The 20,618-nt window shown below is 63.2% G+C and carries 29 protein-coding genes and 1 tRNA gene; 14 read left to right on the forward strand and 16 right to left on the reverse strand.

Features of this window, described 5'->3' with window-relative positions:
* Positions 1–48 precede the first annotated feature (48 nt).
* Entirely contained in the window at positions 49–1,467 is a 1,419-nt protein-coding gene (gene gndA / locus ABFY71_RS05425) for an NADP-dependent phosphogluconate dehydrogenase (RefSeq protein WP_347945027.1), read from the reverse strand.
* 196 nt (positions 1,468–1,663) lie between these two features.
* On the opposite strand from gndA, the gene ABFY71_RS05430 reads away from it, so the two are divergent.
* Both ABFY71_RS05430 and ABFY71_RS05435 read left to right on the forward strand, forming a co-directional pair.
* Positions 1,664–2,428, forward strand: coding sequence for a glucose 1-dehydrogenase (locus tag ABFY71_RS05430; protein WP_347945028.1), 765 nt, complete (start codon positions 1,664–1,666; stop codon positions 2,426–2,428).
* Between the two features lie 3 nt (positions 2,429–2,431).
* On the forward strand, positions 2,432–2,974 hold the full coding sequence (locus tag ABFY71_RS05435; protein ID WP_347945029.1) for a gluconokinase: 543 nt from the start codon (positions 2,432–2,434) through the stop codon (positions 2,972–2,974).
* Here the strand turns inward: ABFY71_RS05435 and ABFY71_RS05440 are convergent.
* The 4 genes from ABFY71_RS05440 to ABFY71_RS05455 form a co-directional block, all read right to left on the reverse strand.
* A complete protein-coding gene (locus ABFY71_RS05440) occupies positions 2,958–3,416 on the reverse strand; it encodes a hypothetical protein (protein WP_347945030.1) in 459 nt (152 codons plus the stop codon). The genes ABFY71_RS05435 and ABFY71_RS05440 overlap by 17 nt on opposite strands.
* Complete coding sequence (locus ABFY71_RS05445; protein ID WP_347945031.1) at positions 3,361–4,446, reverse strand: DMT family transporter; 1,086 nt, start codon at positions 4,444–4,446, stop codon at positions 3,361–3,363. The genes ABFY71_RS05440 and ABFY71_RS05445 overlap by 56 nt, the downstream gene beginning before the upstream one ends.
* A 100-nt stretch (positions 4,447–4,546) precedes the next feature.
* On the reverse strand, positions 4,547–5,026 hold the full coding sequence (locus tag ABFY71_RS05450) for a CYTH domain-containing protein (RefSeq protein WP_347945032.1): 480 nt from the start codon (positions 5,024–5,026) through the stop codon (positions 4,547–4,549).
* A gap of 2 nt (positions 5,027–5,028) precedes the next feature.
* Positions 5,029–5,565, reverse strand: a complete 537-nt coding sequence (locus tag ABFY71_RS05455) for a methylated-DNA--[protein]-cysteine S-methyltransferase (protein WP_347945033.1) — start codon at positions 5,563–5,565, stop codon at positions 5,029–5,031.
* Between the two features lie 126 nt (positions 5,566–5,691).
* Between ABFY71_RS05455 and ABFY71_RS05460 the strand changes: the two genes are divergently transcribed.
* Positions 5,692–6,219, forward strand: coding sequence for a dihydrofolate reductase family protein (locus ABFY71_RS05460; RefSeq protein WP_347945034.1), 528 nt, complete (start codon positions 5,692–5,694; stop codon positions 6,217–6,219).
* Positions 6,220–6,286: 67 nt separating this feature from the next.
* Here the strand turns inward: ABFY71_RS05460 and ABFY71_RS05465 are convergent, their stop codons facing one another.
* Entirely contained in the window at positions 6,287–6,469 is a 183-nt protein-coding gene (locus tag ABFY71_RS05465; RefSeq protein WP_305579145.1) for a CsbD family protein, read from the reverse strand.
* Between the two features lie 178 nt (positions 6,470–6,647).
* Between ABFY71_RS05465 and ABFY71_RS05470 the strand changes: the two genes are divergently transcribed.
* A complete protein-coding gene (locus ABFY71_RS05470; RefSeq protein ID WP_347945035.1) occupies positions 6,648–7,307 on the forward strand; it encodes an RluA family pseudouridine synthase in 660 nt (219 codons plus the stop codon).
* On the opposite strand, the gene ABFY71_RS05475 is transcribed toward ABFY71_RS05470, so the two are convergent.
* Positions 7,304–7,588 (reverse strand): ASCH domain-containing protein, encoded by a 285-nt coding sequence (locus ABFY71_RS05475; protein ID WP_347945036.1) that lies wholly within the window; start codon positions 7,586–7,588, stop codon positions 7,304–7,306. The two genes, ABFY71_RS05470 and ABFY71_RS05475, sit on opposite strands and share 4 nt — an antisense overlap.
* Complete coding sequence (locus ABFY71_RS05480; protein WP_305579148.1) at positions 7,588–7,965, reverse strand: RidA family protein; 378 nt, start codon at positions 7,963–7,965, stop codon at positions 7,588–7,590. The genes ABFY71_RS05475 and ABFY71_RS05480 overlap by 1 nt, the downstream gene beginning before the upstream one ends.
* A 184-nt stretch (positions 7,966–8,149) precedes the next feature.
* Here ABFY71_RS05480 and ABFY71_RS05485 point away from each other — a divergent pair, with 184 nt between their 5' ends.
* On the forward strand, positions 8,150–8,488 hold the full coding sequence (locus ABFY71_RS05485) for a hypothetical protein (protein WP_305579149.1): 339 nt from the start codon (positions 8,150–8,152) through the stop codon (positions 8,486–8,488).
* Positions 8,489–8,543: 55 nt separating this feature from the next.
* Here the strand turns inward: ABFY71_RS05485 and ABFY71_RS05490 are convergent.
* Positions 8,544–8,629 (reverse strand) — tRNA-Leu (locus tag ABFY71_RS05490).
* Between the two features lie 247 nt (positions 8,630–8,876).
* Between ABFY71_RS05490 and ABFY71_RS05495 the strand changes: the two genes are divergently transcribed.
* Entirely contained in the window at positions 8,877–9,323 is a 447-nt protein-coding gene (locus ABFY71_RS05495) for a universal stress protein (protein ID WP_305579150.1), read from the forward strand.
* Between the two features lie 60 nt (positions 9,324–9,383).
* Here the strand turns inward: ABFY71_RS05495 and gpt are convergent, their stop codons facing one another.
* Positions 9,384–9,881 (reverse strand): xanthine phosphoribosyltransferase, encoded by a 498-nt coding sequence (gene gpt, locus ABFY71_RS05500; protein WP_305579151.1) that lies wholly within the window; start codon positions 9,879–9,881, stop codon positions 9,384–9,386.
* Between the two features lie 82 nt (positions 9,882–9,963).
* A complete protein-coding gene (locus ABFY71_RS05505) occupies positions 9,964–10,734 on the reverse strand; it encodes a competence/damage-inducible protein A (protein WP_347945037.1) in 771 nt (256 codons plus the stop codon).
* 126 nt (positions 10,735–10,860) lie between these two features.
* Between ABFY71_RS05505 and map the strand changes: the two genes are divergently transcribed.
* Together map and radC are read left to right on the forward strand one after the other, a co-directional pair.
* Positions 10,861–11,691, forward strand: coding sequence for a type I methionyl aminopeptidase (gene map, locus ABFY71_RS05510; RefSeq protein WP_305579190.1), 831 nt, complete (start codon positions 10,861–10,863; stop codon positions 11,689–11,691).
* The gene (gene radC / locus ABFY71_RS05515; RefSeq protein ID WP_347945038.1) at positions 11,691–12,422 is read left to right on the forward strand and encodes a RadC family protein; all 732 of its coding nucleotides are present in this window, start codon (positions 11,691–11,693) and stop codon (positions 12,420–12,422) included. The genes map and radC overlap by 1 nt, the downstream gene beginning before the upstream one ends.
* Here radC and ABFY71_RS05520 read toward each other — a convergent pair.
* From ABFY71_RS05520 to ABFY71_RS05530, 3 genes are all read right to left on the reverse strand, one after another.
* Positions 12,414–13,634 carry a GNAT family N-acetyltransferase gene (locus ABFY71_RS05520; RefSeq protein WP_347945039.1) on the reverse strand — a complete coding sequence of 407 codons (1,221 nt, stop codon included), beginning with the start codon at positions 13,632–13,634 and terminating at the stop codon, positions 12,414–12,416. The genes radC and ABFY71_RS05520 overlap by 9 nt on opposite strands.
* Before the next feature lie 128 nt (positions 13,635–13,762).
* Complete coding sequence (locus tag ABFY71_RS05525) at positions 13,763–14,497, reverse strand: cytochrome c biogenesis CcdA family protein (protein ID WP_347945040.1); 735 nt, start codon at positions 14,495–14,497, stop codon at positions 13,763–13,765.
* A gap of 119 nt (positions 14,498–14,616) precedes the next feature.
* Positions 14,617–14,802 (reverse strand): hypothetical protein, encoded by a 186-nt coding sequence (locus ABFY71_RS05530; RefSeq protein ID WP_305579155.1) that lies wholly within the window; start codon positions 14,800–14,802, stop codon positions 14,617–14,619.
* 226 nt (positions 14,803–15,028) lie between these two features.
* Between ABFY71_RS05530 and rpe the strand changes: the two genes are divergently transcribed.
* Genes rpe through ABFY71_RS05550 form a run of 4 tightly spaced genes read left to right on the forward strand, consistent with a single transcriptional unit; the run spans position 15,029 to position 18,030 of the window.
* The gene (gene rpe, locus ABFY71_RS05535; RefSeq protein ID WP_347945041.1) at positions 15,029–15,709 is read left to right on the forward strand and encodes a ribulose-phosphate 3-epimerase; all 681 of its coding nucleotides are present in this window, start codon (positions 15,029–15,031) and stop codon (positions 15,707–15,709) included.
* 30 nt (positions 15,710–15,739) lie between these two features.
* Positions 15,740–17,071 carry an adenylosuccinate lyase gene (gene purB / locus ABFY71_RS05540; RefSeq protein WP_347945043.1) on the forward strand — a complete coding sequence of 444 codons (1,332 nt, stop codon included), beginning with the start codon at positions 15,740–15,742 and terminating at the stop codon, positions 17,069–17,071.
* 3 nt (positions 17,072–17,074) lie between these two features.
* The gene (locus ABFY71_RS05545; RefSeq protein ID WP_347945044.1) at positions 17,075–17,485 is read left to right on the forward strand and encodes a GNAT family N-acetyltransferase; all 411 of its coding nucleotides are present in this window, start codon (positions 17,075–17,077) and stop codon (positions 17,483–17,485) included.
* On the forward strand, positions 17,482–18,030 hold the full coding sequence (locus ABFY71_RS05550; RefSeq protein WP_347945045.1) for an RBBP9/YdeN family alpha/beta hydrolase: 549 nt from the start codon (positions 17,482–17,484) through the stop codon (positions 18,028–18,030). The genes ABFY71_RS05545 and ABFY71_RS05550 overlap by 4 nt, the downstream gene beginning before the upstream one ends.
* Positions 18,031–18,226: 196 nt before the next feature.
* Here the strand turns inward: ABFY71_RS05550 and ABFY71_RS05555 are convergent, their stop codons facing one another.
* Both ABFY71_RS05555 and ABFY71_RS05560 read right to left on the reverse strand, forming a co-directional pair.
* Positions 18,227–18,826, reverse strand: a complete 600-nt coding sequence (locus ABFY71_RS05555; RefSeq protein WP_347945046.1) for a DoxX family protein — start codon at positions 18,824–18,826, stop codon at positions 18,227–18,229.
* Positions 18,827–18,968: 142 nt separating this feature from the next.
* Positions 18,969–19,292: a DUF1476 domain-containing protein gene (locus tag ABFY71_RS05560; protein WP_347945047.1), complete on the reverse strand. Its 324-nt coding sequence runs from the start codon at positions 19,290–19,292 to the stop codon at positions 18,969–18,971.
* Between the two features lie 229 nt (positions 19,293–19,521).
* Here ABFY71_RS05560 and purC point away from each other — a divergent pair, with 229 nt between their 5' ends.
* Both purC and purS read left to right on the forward strand, forming a co-directional pair.
* Entirely contained in the window at positions 19,522–20,286 is a 765-nt protein-coding gene (gene purC / locus ABFY71_RS05565; protein WP_305579161.1) for a phosphoribosylaminoimidazolesuccinocarboxamide synthase, read from the forward strand.
* A gap of 16 nt (positions 20,287–20,302) precedes the next feature.
* Positions 20,303–20,545, forward strand: coding sequence for a phosphoribosylformylglycinamidine synthase subunit PurS (gene purS, locus ABFY71_RS05570; RefSeq protein ID WP_347945048.1), 243 nt, complete (start codon positions 20,303–20,305; stop codon positions 20,543–20,545).
* The last annotated feature ends 73 nt before the right edge of the window (positions 20,546–20,618 follow it).

Consider the following 20,618-nt stretch of genomic DNA (forward strand, 5'->3'; position numbering starts at 1 on the left):
AAAGGCGCCGATCCGGGGATCAGCGCCTTTTGCCAAATCATCCTGCAGCTAATTGCCCAGCGTGCTCGGCCAGGTACCGTGCAGATCGGTGCCGCGCCCAACGATTTCAAAGCCATGCGCGCCAAAGAAGTCGCGCTGCCCCTGGATCAGGTTGGCCGTGCCCTGCGCCTGCCGATAGCTGTCGAAATAGCTTAGCGCCGCCGACAGGCAGATCATCGGGAATTCGCCCACGGCGGCCGCGGCCACCACCTTGCGCAACGATGGATGGGCGTTCTTCATCAGCGTCACGAAGTCCGGCACCACCAGCAGGTTCACATTGCCGCCCTTGGCATAGGCCGCCGACATCTGATCGAGGAAGCGCGAGCGGATGATGCAGCCGGCGCGCCAGATCTTGGCGATGGTTGCCAGCGGCAGGTCCCAGCCATTTTCTTCCGATGCCTTGGCGATCACCGCAAAGCCCTGTGCATAGCTGACGATCTTGCCCGCCAGCAGCGCCTGTTCCAGATCGGCCAGCGTGACATTGGTCTTGGCCCGGTCCGGCTTGCCGTAAATCCCTTCGGCGATGACCCGCTCCTCCTTGCGCGAGGAGATCGAGCGGGCCGCCACGGCGCCTTCGATGGCCGTGGCCGGCACGCCCATCTGCTGGGCGGCAATGGCCGACCACACGCCGGTGCCCTTCTGGCCGGCCTTGTCCAGGATCAGCTCGACCAGCGGCTTGCCGGTTTCGCTGTCCACTGCCGCCAGCACATGGCCGGTGATTTCGATCAGATAGGAATTGAGCGGGCCCTTGTTCCACTCCTTGAATACGTCAGCACACTCGCCCGGGCTCATCCCCAGGCCGTCGCGCATAACCCCATAGACTTCGGCGATCATCTGCATGTCGCCATATTCAATGCCGTTATGGATGGTCTTGACGAAATGGCCGGCCCCACCTTCGCCCAGATAGGCGCAGCAGCTCTCCCCATCGAACTTGGCGGCAATCGCCGTCAGCACCGCTTCGGCATTGTGCCACTGCTCCTTGGAGCCGCCCACCATGATTGATGGTCCGTGGCGCGCGCCCTCTTCCCCGCCCGATACACCAGCGCCGAGATAGCCGATGCCCTTGGGGGTCAGATAGTCAAAACGGCGCTGCGTATCGGTGAACAGCGAATTGCCGCACTCGATGATCGCGTCGCCCTTTTCCAGATGCGGCAGCAATTGCTCGATCATGTCGTCCACCGGCTTGCCGGCCTTGACCATGATGATGATTGAGCGTGGACGCCTTACCGTCTGCACGAACTCGGCCAGATCGTATTTGGCGATGGTCTTGCCATCGAGCCCCTGCGCCTTGGCTTCCGCCACGAATTCGTCAATACGCCCGGCAGACCGGTTGTGGACAGCAATGGTGTAGCCTTTTTCGGCGATGTTGAGGGCCAGGTTGGAACCCATCACAGCAAGGCCGATCAGGCCGATATCCGCTGTCGACATACTAGCAGTCCTTCTGAAGATTTTCGCGTAAGCTACGCGCAACTCACGCCGCGCGGCGCCGAACCTGACCACAATCCGCCGCTCGAAGAAAGCCGCATTCAAGCAATATTTGGGCAAATTCAGCTTCTAGTATGGTAGTTTTTCTTGTTATTTGAGGCAAACCCTCTCGCCTCCCACCCTGTTCGGAGCCAATTTCATGCCCTCTCCCTTTGACTTGTCCGGCAAGCGCGCCCTGGTGACCGGGTCCAGCCGTGGTCTTGGTCTGGCGATGGCCCGGGCACTGGCGGCCGCTGGCGCCACCATCGTGCTCAATGCCCGCGACGCCGTTGCGCTGGGCGCCGCCGCCCAAGATCTGGCGGCCACCGGCGCCAAGGTCAACGCGGTCGCCTTTGACGTCACCAATCGCGACAGCATCAACCAAGCGATCAATCATATCGAGGACGAGATCGGTCCCATCGACATTCTGGTCAACAATGCCGGCATGCAGTTCCGCTCCAGCCTCGAAGCCTTCCCGCCGGAAAAATTCGATCAGCTGATCACCACCAATCTCACTTCGGTATTCAATGTCAGCCAGCCTGTCGCCCGCCACATGATCGCGCGCGGCCGGGGCAAGATCATCAACACCTGCTCGCTGATGTCCGGCTTTGCCCGCGCCTCAATCGCCCCCTACGCCGCCTCCAAGGCTGCAGTCGCCAATCTGACGCGCGGCATGGCGGTCGATTGGGCACCCCATGGCCTGAACGTCAACGGCATCGCCCCGGGTTATTTCGCCACCGAGCTCAACCAGTCGCTGGTAGAGGACCCCAAGTTCAATACCTGGCTCGAAGCCCGCACGCCGATGGGCCGCTGGGGCAAGCCCGATGAACTGGGCGGCGCCGTGGTCTTCCTGGCGTCCGACGCCGCTACCTTTGTCAACGGCCACATCCTTTACGTGGATGGCGCCTTTACCGCGACGGCCTGAGCCATGAGCATTACCCCAGCCCGCATCATCATCGTGATGGGCGTCAGCTCATCGGGCAAATCCACCGTCGGCAACGCCATCGCCCGGCGATTGCATGTCCCGTTCCTTGACGGTGACGGATACCACCCCGAGGCCAATGTCGAAAAAATGCGCGCCGGTATTCCGCTGACCGACGACGATCGCTGGCCCTGGCTGGAACGGCTGGCCGCCGCCCTGCACGAGGCCGCCGAGCGCAAGGACGCCGCCGTGGGCGCCTGCTCCGCCCTCAAGCGGGCCTATCGTGACTTTCTGACCGAACAGGCCGGCGAGCCGATCCTCTTCGTCTATCTCGACGGCAACCGGGAGGTCATTGCCGAGCGCATGGCCAGGCGCAGCCACGAATACATGCCCGCCAGCCTGCTCGACAGCCAGTTCGCCACCCTTGAGGTGCCAGACCCGGCCACCGAAAACGTGCTGACCGTGCCGGTCACCGACAGCGTCGACAAGATCACCCGCACGGTGACCAAATCGCTCACCCACCTCAAGACCTTCAAGCGCTGGCAATAGCCCGGCTCAGCCAGGCCTCTCCGCGCGGCGATAGCCGGTAGCCCACGGTGAGGCTTTCGGTCAGGCCCAGCGACTTGAGCCGGCGGACATTGCTCTTGAACTTGGTCTTCTCCCGCCCAAGCAATTCGGCCAGGTCCTGGGCAGGCGCGCCCGGCCTTTGCCCGATCAATTCCAGTGTGGCTCTCACCCAGGGTGTCGCCCCATCCATCCGTTCAATCGTCTGGGACAGTTCAGCCGCATCCTCGTCGGTCAGGGCAGCTGCGTCGCGCAGTGCCAGCCGAGGGTCAACCCCTAGGTAGCGCAGGCGAATACGATGCAGCGTCCCCTCCCGCTTGCCAAGCATGGCGTCCAACGCCGCCCGGTCGGCATATCCGGCGCGCTTGAGGTCATCGTCGCTGACCGCATTCAGCGCCACGGCATCGACGGCCTCGACGGCCAGCACACCCGCCGATGTCGTGAGCGTCCCCCCCGCCTTGACGGTCGGCCTGACCCAGCGCCGAAATGCGGTGTCCACACGTCCGGCCACGATGGCCTCGAAATCTGCTGCATTGATCAGCATTGTCACTCTCCTGCTTGCGCCACGCGCGCCGTCCGTTGGCTAAATCGTCCCTGGCCATAGGCGACCAAGGCCGCCGCGCTGACCACCACCAGGGCGCCGGCGACCGACCAGGCGTCCAGCGCCACGCCAGCGTGATGTCGAACAGGAAGGCCCAGACGATACCGCTATACTCATAGGCCGCCAGCAGCGAGACCGGCGCACGCGCCACCGCCTCCATCATCAGCACATGCCCCATGCCACCCAGCAGCCCGGCGCCGATCAGCAGCGCGAAGGCGCGGCCATCCAGCTCGGCCCAGCCAAATGCCATGGTGGCCAGTCCGACGATACTGCAGATCACGGCAAAAGACAGCGCGATGCTGGCCGGTGGATCGGTCCGCGTCAGGTCTTTCACCTGCACCCGCGACAGCGCATTGGTTCCCGCCATCGCCAGCCCGGCGGCCACGCCGATCAGCGTTCCCTCCCGCACGGCGTCGCCGACCAGCGACGGGTAGACCATCAGCACAATGCCGATAAAGCCCAGCGCCACGCCGACAAATACCAAGGCGCCCGGCCGCTCCCGCAGCAATGTCATGGCGGCCAGAATCGACAGCATCGGCGCCAGATAGCTCAGCGCCGTCGCCATGCCCACCGACAGATAGGCCAGTGAAATGAAGGAGAAGAACATCACCGCGCAGCCCAGCAGGCCACGGATCAGATGCTTGTGCGGATATCTGGTGCGCAGCGAAGTGCCCAGTTGGCCCCGTATCGCGACGTAGCTCACGATAGGCAGCAGCGCTGCAAAGCTCCGCCAGAACACCAACTGCCCGACTGGCGCCACCTTGGCGGCTTCGTGGATGGCTGCCGACATGGCGGCCATCACCATCAGGGCGAGCGTGGCAAGCCACAGGGCGGTGGTGGAATTGGGCTTGGTCATGAAATGTCTCTGGGAGTTACGCTCTCTATCGACGCGATTTTCCGTCCAGGCAACAAAAAACGGGCCCGCAGGCCCGTCCTGCACTACCCGTACCCGACTCTCACACCAGCATTTCGTCAGGCACCCCGTCACTGCGCGACAGGCTGGCATTGGCGTAGCGGTCGTCCTGGCTCACCTCGGCCCCAGCCCAGTCGGGCAGCGGCACCGGCTGATCCGCCGCATGCAATTCGACTTCGGCCAGCACAAGGCCGGCATGCTTGCCTCCAAACACGTCGACCTCCCAGATCAAATCTCCAATCGGCACCAGATGGCGCACCTTTTCGATCACGTGCGGCGCCGCCATCGCCAGCATTTCGCGGCCATCTTCGATCGGGATGGCATACTCATATTCCGCCCGCACCAGCCCCACGGCGGCCCCCTTGATCGTCACCACCGCCTGCGCGTCATCCCTGGTCCGTACCCGCACCGTCGCCTTGGCATTGGTCGACAGATAGCCCTGCCTTAGCGCCGCGCGCTGCGTTACCAGCGCCTTCCATCCGTCTGATCGCACCAGGAATTTGCGTTCGATTTCAATGCCCATGGCTAAAACCCGAACGCCATCTGGCCCGCCGGCGCCCCCACCGACACGCCCTCCAGCGCCAGCATGCGCAGCTTGGAGAGCGCCCCGCCGGGCGCCGAAAACCCGCCCGGCTTGCCATTGCTCGCCAGCACCCGATGGCATGGAACGATCAGGGGTATCGGATTTGCCCCCATCGCCTGCCCCACGGCGCGCGACAGCGTTACATCGCCCAGCGCCTTGGCCAGGGCGCCATAGCTGGTGGTCTGCCCCCAGCCGCACGCCAGCAGCGCCGCATAGGTCCGGCGATGAAAACCCGGCACCCCGCGCAGATCCAGCGCTACGGTCGAAAAATCCACCGCCGCGCCATCCGCATAATCCTCGATCCGGTTGATCACCGCCTCGATTGCCCGTGTCGGCTCGCCCGCCACCGCCCCATCCCGATTGATCCGCGCCAATAGCGCGGCTCGATCCAGCCCCGGCAATTGCACGCGCGCCACCCCAACATCGGTCCAGCCAATGCCGAATTCTCCCAATGCCGTGTCAAAGATCGTGGTTTCCATGCCCAGACCTTACGGACCTGAGGCGCCGCTTTCCAGCTCCTATCGTGGCGCGTCGCAACACTGCTGACACATGCTGTCAGGCAGCTGCGCCAGCTTCCAAGCCCACCAGCAAGGAGATATCCCCGCATGGCCAAAATCGTCGGCTATATCGCCACCAGCCTGGACGGCTTCATCGCCACGCCCGATGAAAACCTCGACTGGCTCACCAACCAGCCGGACCTTGATCTCGGCGAGCACGATTATCGCACCTTCATCAAGACCATCCGCACCGTGGTCATGGGTCGCGCCACCTATGACTGGATCGCCAATTATCCGGGAGCCTGGGAATACCGGGACCAGCGGGTCATCGTGGTCACCTCGCGCCCCATGGACAACCCCAAGGGGCCACTGGAAACCCGGTCGGATATTGCCGCCCTGATTGCCGAACTGCGCGCCCTCGACGATGGCAATGTCTGGATGCTTGGCGGCGGTAGGCTGCAAATGACCTTCATGCAGCACGATGCGCTCGACGAGATCGAGATCTATGTCATCTCCGAAATCATCGGCGCGGGTATTGCACTGTTTCCCGCCACCGGCCTGCGCGCGTCACCCAGGCTGGTCTCTGCCAAAATGCTGACGCCAGCCTGCGCCCGCCTGCACTATCGCTTCAACTGACCCACTGCTTCAACTGAACGAAAAAAGGCCGCCCGGTGGGGCGGCCTTTTGCGTGTCAACCGATGGACTATTTCTTCAGCGCATCGCGAATGGCGTCTTTGCCTTCGCCGACCTTCTGCTGCACCTTGCCTTCGGCCTTGTCGAGCTTGCCCTCGGCCTGCAGCTTTTCGTTGCCGGTCAGCCCGCCAACAGCATCCTTGATCGCGCCCTTGGCCTGCTTGCCGGCGCCTTCAACTTCATCTTTATGCATGGGAAGCTCCTCTGTAGTGTTTCCCCCAGATAACGGCTGCGCCAGCCAATCGTTCCGTCCCATTGCGCCGGTGCCACACGATTATGTCCCCCCGGGAATCGCCAGTGGTACTTGCGGATAGCGCCCCCTTATTGCCCATCACCTAACCGGTCTGCTACACGGCGCCATGCCCGGACCCATGCCCACGCTCGTCAACTATTTTCCGCCGCTTGAGCCCTACCTCGTTGTGCTGCATCAGGACGACGACATCCTCGTGCTCGACAAGCCGAGCGGCCTGCTCAGCGTGCCCGGCAAGGACCCTTCGCTGTGGGATTGCCTGGAGCACCGCGCCCGCCAGACCTGGCCGACCGCCGGCATGTGCCACCGCCTCGACAAGGATACCTCGGGCGTGCTGGTGATGGCGCTCAACAAGCGCGCCCATGGCCGCATCGGTAGCCAGTTCGAGCACCGCCAGACCACCAAATCCTACATCGCCCGCGTCGCCGGCATTATCGAGGCCGATTCCGGTCTGGTCGATCTGCCGCTGGCCACCGATTGGAACAACAAGCCGCGCCAGCGCGTCGACCATGAAAACGGCAAGCCCTCGCAGACCGAATGGACGGTGCTGGAGCGCGAGGCCGACGCCACCCGCGTGCGGCTGCATCCGCTGACCGGCCGCACACATCAGCTCAGGGTTCACATGAAGGCCATCGGCCATGTGATTCTGGGTGATGCGTTTTATGCCGATGCCGACGCCCTGGCCGCGGCTGATCGGCTGCAATTGCATGCCGCCGAACTGGGCTTCACCCATCCCAGCACCGGCGCGTTCATGACCTTCGTGGCACCGACCCCATTCTAGGCCTCGCCGAGATAGCCCACTTCGATGCGCTGGAACAAATGGCCCGGCTTCATCGTCGCCAGCCAGGTGCGAAATTCGGCCACATCCTTGAACCCGGCGCGTTGCGCCTCGGCCTCTGTCACATCCTCGGGCGCCATATCGTCGATCGCCTTGATCGCCAGCAGCCCTACCTTGGTCTTGAGCGTGCCGCCTGCCTTGACCGTCGGTCGGCTCCAGCGGCGAAAGATCAGATCGACCTTGCCCGCCTTGATCTCTTCGAGCAGCGCAGCCTTGAGCAACATCAGCCCAGCACCGCCGTTGCCAGCATTTCCACCTTCAGTCCCTTGGCCAGCAATTCCTTGACCACCACGGTCGCGCGCACCGGAAACGGCTGCTGGAAGAACTCGGCATAGACCGCATTCATGCCCTTGGCGTCTGCACTGTCGATCAGGAACACCTGCACCTGCACGATATTGGCCAGCGTACCGCCTGCTGCCCGGATCGCAATTTCCAGATTCTGCAGCGTCCGCCGCGTCTGCTCTTCAATACCGCCCGGCACGATCTCGCCACTGTCCGGATCCTCGGCAATAGCCACCAGCCACACCTGATTGCCAGCCTTGATCGCATCACTTACCGGCGACGCCGAGGGGGCAATTCCTGTCCTGATCTGCTCAATCATGCTCATCCTGTCGATTGCTGTTTGCTGGGTGTAAGAGGTGCCTATACCCTAGCACCGCCAACCGTGCCTGCCCAAGCCGCGGCGGCAAAAAATCGGTCAGTATTCGTGACTTGTGTCGGGCGCGCGTCGGTGAGACCATATCCTCGCGCAAGTTCGCGCAGGTCATTAGACACGTGATTATTATATGCCAGCCCAGAAACCAACCAGCCTTGCCGCGCTTATCGCCCAGTTCCGTAAACAGGTCGCCAATTACGAGATCATGATGCGGGATGGCCTGGACAGCGTAGCCGCTGTCCGCAACACCTATGGCCCGGCGCTCGAAGCCCTGCAAAGCCCGCCAATAGCCACGACGCCGGCAGACACCGTCGCGGCCCTGCTTTACCTGCTCGACTTTGGCAATCTGCCCCCGGCCGATGAAGCCATCCTGCGCGCCGCCATCCCCGGCATAGCGCCCGAATTGGCATCCACCCTTGGCTCGATGCCGCTGCCGAATTATCAGCCAGGCCGCCTGATGGAAAGCTGAACCGCACCGCGCCACAGCGCGTCCGCGTGATGGTTGATGCTCGGCCACGTCATTATGGTGCGGGCGGCGGGACTTGAACCCGCACGGGGATACCCCCTCCGGATTTTAAGTCCGGTGTGTCTACCATTCCACCACGCCCGCAGCGCATCGGCGATTAGCACGCTCCCCGAGCTGTGCCAACGCTGTTAGGCGATTCCCGCTCAGCAGAATGCGCCGCCCGACCAGAGGGCGTCCCGGGGACGCACTACGCAGCGGTCCTCGCCCGCGCCATCCCGACAGCCAAGGTCCGTGCACGCATTGGTCCACGCCCCGACCTCCGGTGACAATTGCTTGTTTTCGCAGCAATACCGTGCAGGATGCATACGTCATTCCTGCATGGAGAGCGCACATGTACCAGCACATTCTGATCGCCACCGATGGCTCGGACCTGGCCACCAAGGGTCTAGAACAGGGCCTGAAGCTGGCCAAGGCGCTGGGGGCGAAAGCGACGGTGCTGACGGTGTCAGAACCGCTGAGCGAGCAGATGGCAAATGCGGCACGGCTGGGCGGCATCGGAGATCCCGTCGGGCGCTACGACCAGCAGATCGACACCGTCATGCGGGAACGCTTCACTGAAATCGAGAAACGCGGCACCGAACACGGTGTCGCCGCGACGCTGGCCCATGAAATTGACGGATTTCCGGCCGAGGCAATCATCAGGTACGCCAAACTCAATGGCTGTGACCTCATCGTGATGGCCTCGCACGGTCGCCGTGGCATGCAAAAGCTGCTGCTGGGCAGTCAGACAGCTGAGGTGCTGGCCCACACCACCATTCCCGTCCTCGTCGTCCGCTAGAGGCTGCCCCGGTCGCAGGTTGGACGATCGAGCGTTCCCCGCCGAGACGGGGGACGTCCCTCAGTCGGTCCCGCCGCTGATCGGGGCGACATAGGCGACGTCCAGATCCCACGGAAAGAAGATCCAGGTGTCCTGGCTGACTTCGGTAATGAAGGTGTCCACCATCTCGCGGCCCTTTGGCTTGGCATAGACCGTGGCGAAATGCGCGTTCGGCAGCATCTCGCGAACCACGCGGGCAGTCGATCCGGTATCGACCAGATCGTCCACGATCAGCACCTTGGCGCCGGAAACGGCCAGATCACGCACCGATTGGCTGATCTCCTTGAGCACCTGGATGCCGCCCTTGTTCTGGTGGTCATAGCTCTTGACCGCCACGGTCTCGACGGTGCGGATATTGAGCTCGCGCGCCACGATGGCTGCGGGCACCAGGCCGCCACGGGCAATGGCCACGACCGCATCGAACGGCCCCATGGTGGCCAGACGCCAAGCCAGGGCCCGGCTGTCGCGGTGAAACTGGTCCCACGTTACCGGGAACGACTTCTGGTTGGGATCGCTCAAACTGTCTCTCCTGCACCGGCGTCACGCGCCCGGTTGAATTTTCGGAAGGCCGTTGTGTAGCAAAGCTGAGGCGCTGCGCCAATCAGTCTTCTGCCGGTGCGGCAATGCCGGCCTTGGCATGAGCCGCCGCCACCATCGCCCGCACCTTGGCTGCCGCCTCTTCCAGCCGGGCCGGGTCGGACGAGCGCAGCACCAGTTCGGTCATGATCCGATCCTGGCCCATTTGCGGGTAGCTGCCCATTTTGACGTCCGGGTATTCGGCCTGCAGCTCGCCCAGCGGCCCGCCGACCGTGCCCTCGCCCACCAAGGCCTTGACCGTCACCGACAGCACCTTCTTGCCGCCCCTCAGCGTCGGCACCAGCGCTTCAAGCATGGCCCTCATGATCACCGGCACCCCGGCCATCACATGCACATTGTCGATCCGGAAGCCCGGCGCGGCGCTGACCGAATTCACGATCAGGTCGGCGCCTTCCGGAATCCGCGCCATGCGCAGCCGGGCTTCGTTGACCTCGGTCCCGGTCTGCTTCCAGCGCGACTCGAGCATTTCGCGGGCCAGCGGATTGATCGGCAGTGCCACGCCAAAGGCCTTGGCCACCGCATCGGCGGTGATGTCGTCATGGGTCGGCCCGATGCCGCCAGTGGTAAACACATAAGTGTAGCGCACCCGCATGGCGTTGAGCGCGTCGACGATTTCGTCGGTCTCGTCGCTGACCACCCGCACTTCCTTGAGCTCGATCCCCAGATCGGTGCAGAAATCGGCGGTCGCGCCAATGTTGACGTCCTTGGTCCGCCCCGAGAGGATTTCATCGCCGATCACCAGAAGGCCGGCGGTTACGCTGTCTGCGCTGGGCATGGATTGTTCCCTGAATATGAGGGATCAGCAATGCCCGGGTGCGATTACCGCGTCAAGCGGCGCTGTTGGTCTTCCAATCACGCTCCAGTGCGCCTATTTTCGGCGCACCAATTGGAGTTCTAGATGATTACCTTTGTCGACGCCCCTGCCAAAGCCCGCCGTACCGCCGGCGTCATCCCGCTGCATGGGGCGGAAGGATTTGCGGGCATGCGCAAGGCTGGCGCCCTCACCGCCCAGGCGCTCGACATCCTCACCGACTATGTCGAGCCCGGCGTGCCCACTGCCACCATCGACAAGATCGCCTACGAATTCGCCCGCGACAACGGCGCCGTACCGGCCACCCTGTTCTACAAGGGCTACCGCCACTCGCTGTGCACCTCGATCAACCACGTGGTCTGCCACGGCATCCCCGACGAGCGTGCCCTGCGCGACGGCGACATCGTCAATATCGATCTCACCCTGGTGGTCGATGGCTGGCATGGCGATTCGAGCCGCATGTACCCGGTCGGCGAAATTTCCCGCAAGGCCGAACGCCTGATCGAAATCACCTATGCCAGCCTCGAGGCCGGTCTGGCCGCTGCCATACCGGGCAACACCACCGGCGATATCGGCCACGCCATCCAGACCCTGGCCGAGGCTGAACGCATGAGCGTGGTGCGTGATTTCGTCGGCCACGGCCTGGGCCAGCTGTTCCATGACGAGCCCAATATTCTCCACTTCGGCAAGCCGGGCACCGGCGTACCGCTCAAGCCGGGCATGATCTTCACCATCGAGCCGATGATCAATCTGGGCCGGCCCGACGTGAAAATTCTTTCCGATGGCTGGACCGCCGTCACCCGTGACCGCACCCTGTCGGCGCAGTGTGAGCACTCCATCGGCATCACCGAAACCGGCCATGAGATTTTCACCCTGTCGCCGGGCGGATTGTTCAATCCGCTGGCCGTGCGGGCCGCCTGATGAGCGACCGGCCCGACGAACTCGCCGAGGCCGGCTTTCCAGCGCCCGATACGGGCGTCGACGACCATGCCGGCCATCGCCAGCGGGTGCGCGAACGCTTCCTCAAGGTGGGGGGTGACGCGCTCGAAGATTACGAACTGCTCGAACTGGCCCTGCAACTGGCCATTCCCCGGCGCGACACCAAGGCGCTGGCCAAGACGCTGCTGCGCGAATTCGGTTCGTTTTCCGGCGTCTTCACCGCCAGCCAGGCGCGTCTGGCCACTATCAAGGGGCTGGGCCCCACCACCATTGCCCATCTCAAGGTGATCCAGGCCGTCGCCGCCCGCTTCGGTCGCGACAGGATCGATTCCGCCCAACCCATATTGTCGTCCTGGTCGCAACTGATCGAGTACTGCAACAGCCAGATGGCCTATCAGAGCATCGAGCAGTTCCGCATTCTGTTTCTGGACAAGAAAAACCGGCTGATCGCCGATGAGGTGCAGCAGACCGGCACCGTCGATCACACCCCCGTCTATCCGCGCGAGGTGATCCGCCGCACGCTCGAACTCTCCGCTACCGCCATCATCCTGGTGCACAATCACCCCTCGGGTGACCCGGCTCCCTCGTCCGCCGATGTGCGCATGACCAAGGACATCAACGACATCGCCAGGCCACTCGGCATCACGTTGCACGATCACATCATCATTGGCAAAACCGGCCACGCCTCGCTGCGCGGCCTCAAGCTACTCTGATGGCGCGCCTTGCGCTGGCACCTTTTTCGCGCCGCTGAACCGGTCAATCACCTGCTGCGCCATGCGGAAACCCGCTTTGAGCTGCTGGTTGGCCTTGATCCGGGCCCGGGCCTTCTGAAAGCTCTGATGGGCAATGACAATCAGCCCACCGCGCCAGTTGAGCCCGATATAGTGCTGCCGCAGCGGCAGCTGCACATTGCACCAATGGCGCTTTTCGTCGGTGAAACCGGCGCCCATATCGAACACGGCAATGCCTTGGTCGAAAACGCTCTGCATGACCCGCAACAGGCATTGCTTGCCCGGTGAGCCGTTCTGGATCGCCGGGTCATCGCTCATTGAGGAAATCAGGCAGAACATACGGTCATTGTGCACCACATTGTAGCGCACCGCGACCGTGTCGCCATTCAGCCGCAGCACGTGCAGCCGTACATCGACCCCGGAATCGGGAGCCGCTATCGCCTGATAGAAACCGGTCAGCCGATCATACACAAAAGTGTCGCGAATCCCCTGCGCCTGGAACCGAGCCGAGCGTTGCTGGAACATCGTTGCAATGGCCCGCTCGGTGGCGCCGCCATTGCGGATCTCCTCAAAACTGACCGCGCCCATGGCATTGAGCCGGTCGCCCTGCTGCCGGTCATGCTTGCGCCGCGACTTGCTGCGCTGCAGCCGGTCACACGCCTCCCAGCTGCCATATTCGGAGCGATACAGCGTCTCGACGGCGAGCGCGCTGCCCAGCTCGTCAAACAGCCCCTCATGCCCGCCCACCACCATGGGGATCGAGCGCAGGTAGATCATGTCCGCGCCCCTGAGGGCCCCGGTCATCGCCGCCCACAAAGCCTTGCGGCCCGCCGGTCCCATCCGCGCCAGCCGCTCATAATCGGCCACCGGCGCATAGCAGCCCGCATTGGCGCCCGGAAACCAGGTCAGGATCGGCTGGCCATAAACGCGCTTGCGATGCAGCGGCAACAGGGCCACCGCCACGCCATCGACCTGCCCCACCACATAGCGCTGGTCAGCCGGTGCAATGCCGCGCTGAGTGACCCAGGTCCGGATAAAATCGAAACTCTGCCCCGGCGATTCGATGGCCGTGCGCGTCAATGCCCGCCACACATCCTCGACCTCGGCAATCTCATGGCTCACCGCAACGCTGATCACCATGGGCATTATCGCAGCCGAAACCCCATCGCCGGCCAGAGTGGCGGATGGCGGCATTGTCGGGTCCAGCGCTGGCAACACGGTTTCACTCATGCAGCGCAGTGTGCCGCCCCCGGGTAAATCAGGACTGAACCGGAACCGGAAAAATCACGTATCTGTGACCACGGTTAAGCGGCCATTACCGCTCAGCCGAAATTGGCAAGTGCCGGGAAGGTCTCAAGAAACCAGTAGGATAGCCGGCTGAAATTGCCGGTCAGGAACAGCACGCCGGTGAGCACCAGCAGGCCGCCCATCACCCGCTCAACCGTCTGCAGATGGCGCTTGAAGCCCTGGAAGAATGCCAGGAACGGCCCCACCGCAATGCCGGCCAGAAAGAACGGCACGCCCAGCCCCAGCGAATACAGGCCCAGCAACCCGGCCCCTTCCCAGGCCGTGCCCTTGCTCGCCGCTACCGACAGCACTGCCGCCAGCACCGGCCCGATGCAGGGCGTCCAGCCGATGGCAAAGGCCAGGCCGAGCAGAAAGCCGCCCAGTGGCCCGCTGGCCACCCCCGGCCCCTGGTGCCGCATCTGCCGGTCGAGCAGGCCGATGCGATAGACGCCCAGGAAATGCAGGCCCATGGCGATGATCAGCACGCCGGCAATCGGCGTCAGGATCGGCAAGGCCTGCCGAAACACCTGGCCAAAGGCCGTCGCTGTGGCGCCCAGCAGGACGAACACCACGGTAAAGCCGAGAATGAAGAACAGCGACGTGAACGCCACCCGGCGTTGCAGGGCCCCGGCAGTGGTGCCCTCATCGCGCAGCTGGTCAAAGCTCGCGCCACTCATATAGGTGAGATAAGGCGGCACCAGCGGCAGCACGCATGGCGACAGAAAGCTCAGCACGCCGGCGCCGAACACCAATGGCAATGAAAATTCCAAGATGACGCTCCCGTTTGCGGTGTTGTTCTACCGCGTCGGCCCGTCAATGCAATGCGCCCGATGTCACATCGCCCCTTCGTGAAGCGGGCCGCCCGAACGCGCGCCCCATGCCGCCGGATTCAGCCGCGCGCGATCACCTGGTAAAACCCGCGCAGCATCTGGCGGCAGTTTGCCAGCGTCGCGCCGATCACCGCGAACGGCCCCGGCGGATCGACGTAATCGCGCAGCATCCGCTCGGCGAGCCGATAGCCCTCGCGCACAATGCGGCGCTCATCAAGCGGCAGACCAATCGACGGAACTCGCATCACGCCCTCCCAGATATGGTTGACGAAACCTTAACGCAGACCCACGCCGGAGTCCGCTGCGATGCCGCTTTATGGTTTACGCCGCGATCCTGGCCCGGCATCGTTGAGGGCCTGGGCCCGCAACCGCCCCCCGCACAAGCATTGCTGCCCGGTCACCTCCACCCTTGCCCTAACCCCCTGCCCGCTATATTCCAGCCTCATCCCTGCCGGCTGAGGTATTGCTGCCATGACCACGCGACCGATCCGCATCGCCCCGTCCATCCTTTCGGCCGATTTCAGCCGGCTCGGCGAAGAAGTCGCGGCGATTGACGCGGCCGGCGCCGACTACATCCATGTCGATGTGATGGATGGCCATTTCGTGCCCAATATCAGCTTTGGCCCGCTGGTCATGGCATCGGTGCGCAAGATCACCAGCAAGCCGTTCGACGTGCATCTGATGATTGCCCCGGTCGATCTCTATATCCCCGCCTTCGCCAGGGCCGGCGCCGATATCATCACCGTCCATGTCGAAGCTGGCCCGCATCTGCATCGCACCATTCAGGCCATCAAGGCCGAGGGCAAGAAGGCCGGCGTCGCCATCAATCCGGCCACCCCCGTCTCCGCCCTCGAGAATGTGATCGGCGATATCGACCTGTTGCTGATCATGTCGGTCAATCCCGGCTTCGGCGGCCAGAGCTTCATTCCCGAATCGCTGAACAAGCTGCGCCAGGCACGCGCGCTGATCGGCGACCGCGCCATCGATCTCGAAGTCGATGGCGGCATCACCCCCGACAATGCCCGCGCCGTAGCCGAAGCAGGCGCCAATGTCTTTGTCGCTGGCTCCTCGGTATATGGCGGCAATGACGCAGCCACCTACGCCCCCCGCATTGCCGCCATCCGTACTGCGGCCTCCACCCGCCTCGCCTGAATCAATTATTGAACCCGAAAGCCTAAGCCCATGATCCCGCGCTATTCCCGCCCCGAAATGGTGTCCATCTGGTCCGCCGAAACGCGCTTTGCCATCTGGTTCGAGATCGAGGCCCACGCCACCACCAAGCTCGCCGAACTGGGCGTGGTCCCCAAAGAGAGCGCCCAGAACATCTGGGACGTGATGAATGCCCGCAAGGCCGAGCACGGCGATTACGGCTTTGACGTCGCGCGCATCGACGAGATCGAGCGCACCACCAAGCACGACGTCATTGCCTTCCTGACCCACCTCAGCGAAATCGTCGGCCCCGACGCCCGCTTCGTGCACCAGGGCATGACCTCCTCGGACATTCTCGACACCACCCTCTCGGTGCAGATGGCTCGCGCCGCCGACCTGCTGATTGCCGATTGCGATGCCCTGCTCGCCGCCCTCAAGCGCCGCGCCTATGAGCACAAGGACACCATCACCATCGGTCGCAGCCACGGCATCCACGCCGAGCCGACCACCTTCGGCGTCAAGCTGGCCGAGGCCTATGCCGAGTTCACCCGCAACCGCGCCCGCCTTGTCGCGGCCCGCGCCGAAATTGCCACCTGCGCCATCTCCGGCGCCATTGGCAGCTTTGCCAATATCGATCCGCAGGTCGAAGAATATGTCGCCGAAAAGCTCGGGCTTTCCATCGAGCCGGTGTCGACCCAGGTGATCCCGCGCGACCGCCACGCCATGTTCTTCGCCACGCTGGGCGTCGTCGCCAGCTCCATTGAGCGCGTTGCCGTCGAAATCCGCCATTTGCAGCGCACCGAAGTGCTCGAAGCCGAGGAGTTCTTCTCTCCCGGCCAGAAGGGCTCTTCAGCCATGCCGCACAAGCGTAACCCGGTGCTGACCGAAAACCTCACCGGCCTCGCCCGCCTCGTGCGCGGCATGGTCACCCCGGCGCTGGAAAACGTGGCGCTCTGGCACGAGCGCGATATCTCGCACTCCTCGGTCGAGCGCATGATCGGCCCCGACGCCACCGTCACCCTCGACTTTGCGCTGGCCCGCCTCACCGGCGTCATCGACAAGCTGGTGGTCTATCCCGAAAACATGCGGAAAAACCTCGACCTGCTGGGCGGGTTGCATAATTCCCAGCGCATGCTGCTGGCGCTGACCCAGGCCGGCTATAGCCGCGAAGACAGCTATGCCGCCGTGCAGCGCAATGCCATGAAGGTGTGGGCCATGCAGGGCGACCGCGCCGGCCAGTTCGCAGCCAACCTCAAGAACGACCCCGAAGTGACTCTGAGCGATGCGCAAATCGACGCCATGTTCGATGACGCCTATCACCTCAAGCACGTCGACACGATTTTCCGGCGTGTCTTCGGCGCCTAGACCTTGATCACCTACGCCCGCGAAAACGGCCTGACGGCCGCCGACTACATTGCCTGCGTGGGCGCCACCACTCTGGGCCAGGGGCGTCCCCTGGCCAATCCCGACCGCATCCAGGCCATGCTCGATAACGCCGACCTGCTGATCACTGCGCGCGATGCCGGTGGTGCGCTGCTCGGCCTGTTGCGCGCCATCACGGATTGGCACTGGGTCTGCTATTGCATCGACCTGGCGGTGATCGAGGGGCAACAGGGCAAGCATATTGGCCAGACCCTGCTCGATACCGCCACTGAGTTGCTCGGCCCAAAAATCAGCATAGTCTTGCTTTCCAAACCCGATGCCGAAGGGTTTTACCGCCATATTGGCATGACAGAGCCCATGGCAGCCTTCATGCGTCCAAGGATAGACCGCTCATGAAACTCGCTGACGCCGACATCCTGATCCTGCCCGGCCTCGGCAATTCCGGCCCCGGCCATTGGCAAGTGCGCTGGGCCGAGCGCATGCGCACCGCGGCCATTGTAGAACAGGCCGATTGGGATGAACCCGACCTCGATGACTGGGTCGCCACCATTGATCAGGCCTGTCGTCTGACCACGCGCCCGGTCGTGCTGATTGCCCACTCGCTGTCCGTCACGGCTGTGGCGCACGCCGCCCCCCGCCTGCCCGACAATGTGAGCGGCGCGTTTCTCGTTGCCCCCACCGACGTCGAACTGAGCCCCGCTGCCCCCGAAGAGGTGCATGGCTTCCGCCCGATCCCGCGCGATCCATTCCCGTTTCCGTCCATGCTCGTTGCCTCCAGCAACGACCCCTATGTATCGCTGGAACGGGCCGTGGAATTTGCCAATTGCTGGGGCTCAGACTTCCATCAGGCTGGCGAAGCCGGCCACATCAACCTGGAGTCGGGCCACGGCCCCTGGCCGGAAGGCCTGCTGATGTTCACCCGGCTGATGCAGCGGCTCTAGCCTGGCTTCTTCCGGATCGCCGCCAGTTTGCCACCGTCAACCAGCTCGCCTGCAGCATGGTGCTGGCAGCCGCCATATCCCGCCGCTTACCATCAAGACCCGGCCTCGCGCGCGGCGAGAAGGTGGCGGTGCACCCTTAAAAAAGGGGAGCCGATCTTGCGACCGGCTCCCAGCAGAATCCATCCTGGCGCTATGGCTAGAACTCTTTGCCCAGCTTGCGGTCGATCGACCATGCTCCGCCGCCATAGGCCGCAAACAGCGCCGTCGCCCCGGTCCAGTACAGCGAGGCGAAATTGGCCTTGCCCTGCACCTGCGTCAGGAATGCGCCACCACCATCTGCCAGCCGGCGCAAGGCGTCTGCCGTGAAATACTGCGCGGCGCCGGGCGATTTGAGCAGTTCAATGCCCGCCTCGGTCAGAAATGTCGGGCCATAGGGGTGGGTGTAGTGAAACCACAGGGTAACGGCCAACATCACGGTATTGGCCAGTGCCATGGGCCGCGTCAGCAGACCGAAGGCGATGCAGAGACCGCCCACCAGATTGACCAGGCCCAGCACGGGCGACCAGAACCAGCCCGGATAGAAATTCAGGCTTTCCACAAACCCGGCCATGGCCATGGGATTGCCCATCTTCACCCAGCCTTCATACGCCAGGACCAGGCCGACGGCGAGCCGCAAGGCGACCCAGGCGAAGGGCTTGGCAAAGCCATCATAGAAGTTATCAAGAAACGGAAAAATCAGCCGCTGTTGCGATGAGTAGAGGGGATCGCCTGCCCGATTTTTGACGCTATCAGTCATAGTATGTGTCCTCCCAATGCCCCAGAATATAGTCAGCCGTGGCGGCACAACTTTGTGCCAGATCAAAAACCAGCGCGAAATTTCCAAAAAAAAAGAGCCGGTCACGCGACCGGCTCCTCCAGATTTCGTTTTAGCAGAACGCTCAGCCTTCTGCGGCGACCTGCTCATTGGCGGTCTGCGTCAGCTGCAGCATCTTGGCGCGAATCACGTCCTCGCCAATGCTCAGCCCCTTGGCCTTGATATCGCCCGCCACCTTGCGGAACACATCCTCGTCGCCGGCTTCCTCGAAGTCGGCTGCCACCACTTCGGCCGCATAGGCGGTCGCTGCCTCCCCGGTATGGCCCAGCAGTTCGGCAGCCCAGATGCCGAGCAGCTTGTTGCGCCGCGCCTCAGCCTTGAACCTGGTTTCAGCGTCGAAGGCAAACTTGGCTTCCTGCCCCTTCGCCCGATCCTCAAACTGCTTCATGCCACTCTCCGCTCGCTTTGATAGCTCCGCCCTGCCGGGCGCTCATGCATCGACATAGGCGGTTCATCCGGCCAAATCAACGCCTCCTCCAGCGCTGCGACCACATGCTCAGGCAAGGCCTGCTCGGGTTGCCATCACCCGCGCCAATGCAATAGAGCTTGCTTTTTAGTCGGGTTCTGGCACATGAAGCGGCCAAATCCTCCTCTCTCCCCAATGGTCCGGATTCGCAATGAACCGTCGTCGCAAAATCTACGAGGGCAAGGCCAAGATCTTGTTCGAAGGTCCTGAGCCCGGTACTCTGGTTCAGTATTTCAAGGACGACACCACCGCTGGTGATGGCGCCCGTCATGAAATCATCGACGGCAAGGGCGTGCTGAACAACCGAATCTCGGAGTTCATCTTCACCAAGCTGAACGGTTTGGGCATTCCCACGCACTTCATTCGGCGCATGAACATGCGCGAGCAACTGATCAAGGAAGTGGAGATCATTCCGCTTGAGATCATCGTGCGCAATTTTGCCGCCGGCTCGCTGGTCAAGCGCCTGGGCCTTGAGCCCGGCACCCAGTTGCCCCGCTCGATCATCGAGTTCTGCTACAAGGACGATGCGCTGCATGACCCCATGGTCAGCGAAGAGCACATCACCGCCTTCGGCTGGGCCACCCCGGCTGAACTCGACGACATCATGAGCCTGGCCATCCGGGTCAACGACTTCCTCACCGGCCTGTTCATGGGCGTCGGCATCCAACTGGTCGATTTCAAGATCGAATGCGGCCGCCTCTATGAAGGCGACCTGATGCGCATCGTGCTGGCTGACGAGATCAGCCCCGATAGCTGCCGGCTGTGGGACGTCAAGACCCGCGCCAAGATGGACAAGGACCGCTTCCGCGAAAACCTGGGCGGTCTGATCGAAAGCTACCGCGACGTCGCCCAGCGCCTTGGCATTCTGGTTGAAACCGAAAACGCGCTGACCACTGGTCCGCGTCTCGTTCAATAGTCCGGGAGCAGACCCCATGAAAGCCCGTGTAACCGTCACACTCAAGGCCGGCGTCCTCGATCCGCAGGGTCAGGCCATCGAAGGTTCGCTCAAGACTCTGGGGTTTCCCGGTGTCGCCTCGGTCCGCCAGGGCAAGGTCTTTGATCTTGTTTTGGAGGGAACCGATGTGGCGGCCGCGCGTTCTCAGATCACCAGCATGTGTGACAAGCTGCTGGCCAACACGGTGATCGAAAACTACGCGATCGAAATCTCAAATTAACGCCTGACGGCGATAACTAATAGTGCGCCACTCTAGGGCGCCGGACCCTTTGCTATGCTCAAATCTGTCGCCC

Source organism: Devosia alba (assembly GCF_039938915.1).
Taxonomy (GTDB): domain Bacteria; phylum Pseudomonadota; class Alphaproteobacteria; order Rhizobiales; family Devosiaceae; genus Devosia; species Devosia alba.

Coding starts and splice junctions, on each gene's coding strand:
- gndA (WP_347945027.1), bottom strand. CDS start 1,467: ATGTCGACAGCGGATATCGGCCTGATCGGCCTTGCTGTGATGGGTTCC.
- ABFY71_RS05430 (WP_347945028.1), top strand. CDS start 1,664: ATGCCCTCTCCCTTTGACTTGTCCGGCAAGCGCGCCCTGGTGACCGGG.
- ABFY71_RS05435 (WP_347945029.1), top strand. CDS start 2,432: ATGAGCATTACCCCAGCCCGCATCATCATCGTGATGGGCGTCAGCTCA.
- ABFY71_RS05445 (WP_347945031.1), bottom strand. CDS start 4,446: ATGACCAAGCCCAATTCCACCACCGCCCTGTGGCTTGCCACGCTCGCC.
- ABFY71_RS05450 (WP_347945032.1), bottom strand. CDS start 5,026: ATGGGCATTGAAATCGAACGCAAATTCCTGGTGCGATCAGACGGATGG.
- ABFY71_RS05455 (WP_347945033.1), bottom strand. CDS start 5,565: ATGGAAACCACGATCTTTGACACGGCATTGGGAGAATTCGGCATTGGC.
- ABFY71_RS05460 (WP_347945034.1), top strand. CDS start 5,692: ATGGCCAAAATCGTCGGCTATATCGCCACCAGCCTGGACGGCTTCATC.
- ABFY71_RS05465 (WP_305579145.1), bottom strand. CDS start 6,469: ATGCATAAAGATGAAGTTGAAGGCGCCGGCAAGCAGGCCAAGGGCGCG.
- ABFY71_RS05470 (WP_347945035.1), top strand. CDS start 6,648: ATGCCCACGCTCGTCAACTATTTTCCGCCGCTTGAGCCCTACCTCGTT.
- ABFY71_RS05475 (WP_347945036.1), bottom strand. CDS start 7,588: ATGTTGCTCAAGGCTGCGCTGCTCGAAGAGATCAAGGCGGGCAAGGTC.
- ABFY71_RS05480 (WP_305579148.1), bottom strand. CDS start 7,965: ATGATTGAGCAGATCAGGACAGGAATTGCCCCCTCGGCGTCGCCGGTA.
- ABFY71_RS05485 (WP_305579149.1), top strand. CDS start 8,150: ATGCCAGCCCAGAAACCAACCAGCCTTGCCGCGCTTATCGCCCAGTTC.
- ABFY71_RS05495 (WP_305579150.1), top strand. CDS start 8,877: ATGTACCAGCACATTCTGATCGCCACCGATGGCTCGGACCTGGCCACC.
- ABFY71_RS05505 (WP_347945037.1), bottom strand. CDS start 10,734: ATGCCCAGCGCAGACAGCGTAACCGCCGGCCTTCTGGTGATCGGCGAT.
- radC (WP_347945038.1), top strand. CDS start 11,691: ATGAGCGACCGGCCCGACGAACTCGCCGAGGCCGGCTTTCCAGCGCCC.
- ABFY71_RS05520 (WP_347945039.1), bottom strand. CDS start 13,634: ATGCCGCCATCCGCCACTCTGGCCGGCGATGGGGTTTCGGCTGCGATA.
- ABFY71_RS05530 (WP_305579155.1), bottom strand. CDS start 14,802: ATGCGAGTTCCGTCGATTGGTCTGCCGCTTGATGAGCGCCGCATTGTG.
- rpe (WP_347945041.1), top strand. CDS start 15,029: ATGACCACGCGACCGATCCGCATCGCCCCGTCCATCCTTTCGGCCGAT.
- purB (WP_347945043.1), top strand. CDS start 15,740: ATGATCCCGCGCTATTCCCGCCCCGAAATGGTGTCCATCTGGTCCGCC.
- ABFY71_RS05550 (WP_347945045.1), top strand. CDS start 17,482: ATGAAACTCGCTGACGCCGACATCCTGATCCTGCCCGGCCTCGGCAAT.
- ABFY71_RS05555 (WP_347945046.1), bottom strand. CDS start 18,826: ATGACTGATAGCGTCAAAAATCGGGCAGGCGATCCCCTCTACTCATCG.
- ABFY71_RS05560 (WP_347945047.1), bottom strand. CDS start 19,292: ATGAAGCAGTTTGAGGATCGGGCGAAGGGGCAGGAAGCCAAGTTTGCC.
- purC (WP_305579161.1), top strand. CDS start 19,522: ATGAACCGTCGTCGCAAAATCTACGAGGGCAAGGCCAAGATCTTGTTC.
- purS (WP_347945048.1), top strand. CDS start 20,303: ATGAAAGCCCGTGTAACCGTCACACTCAAGGCCGGCGTCCTCGATCCG.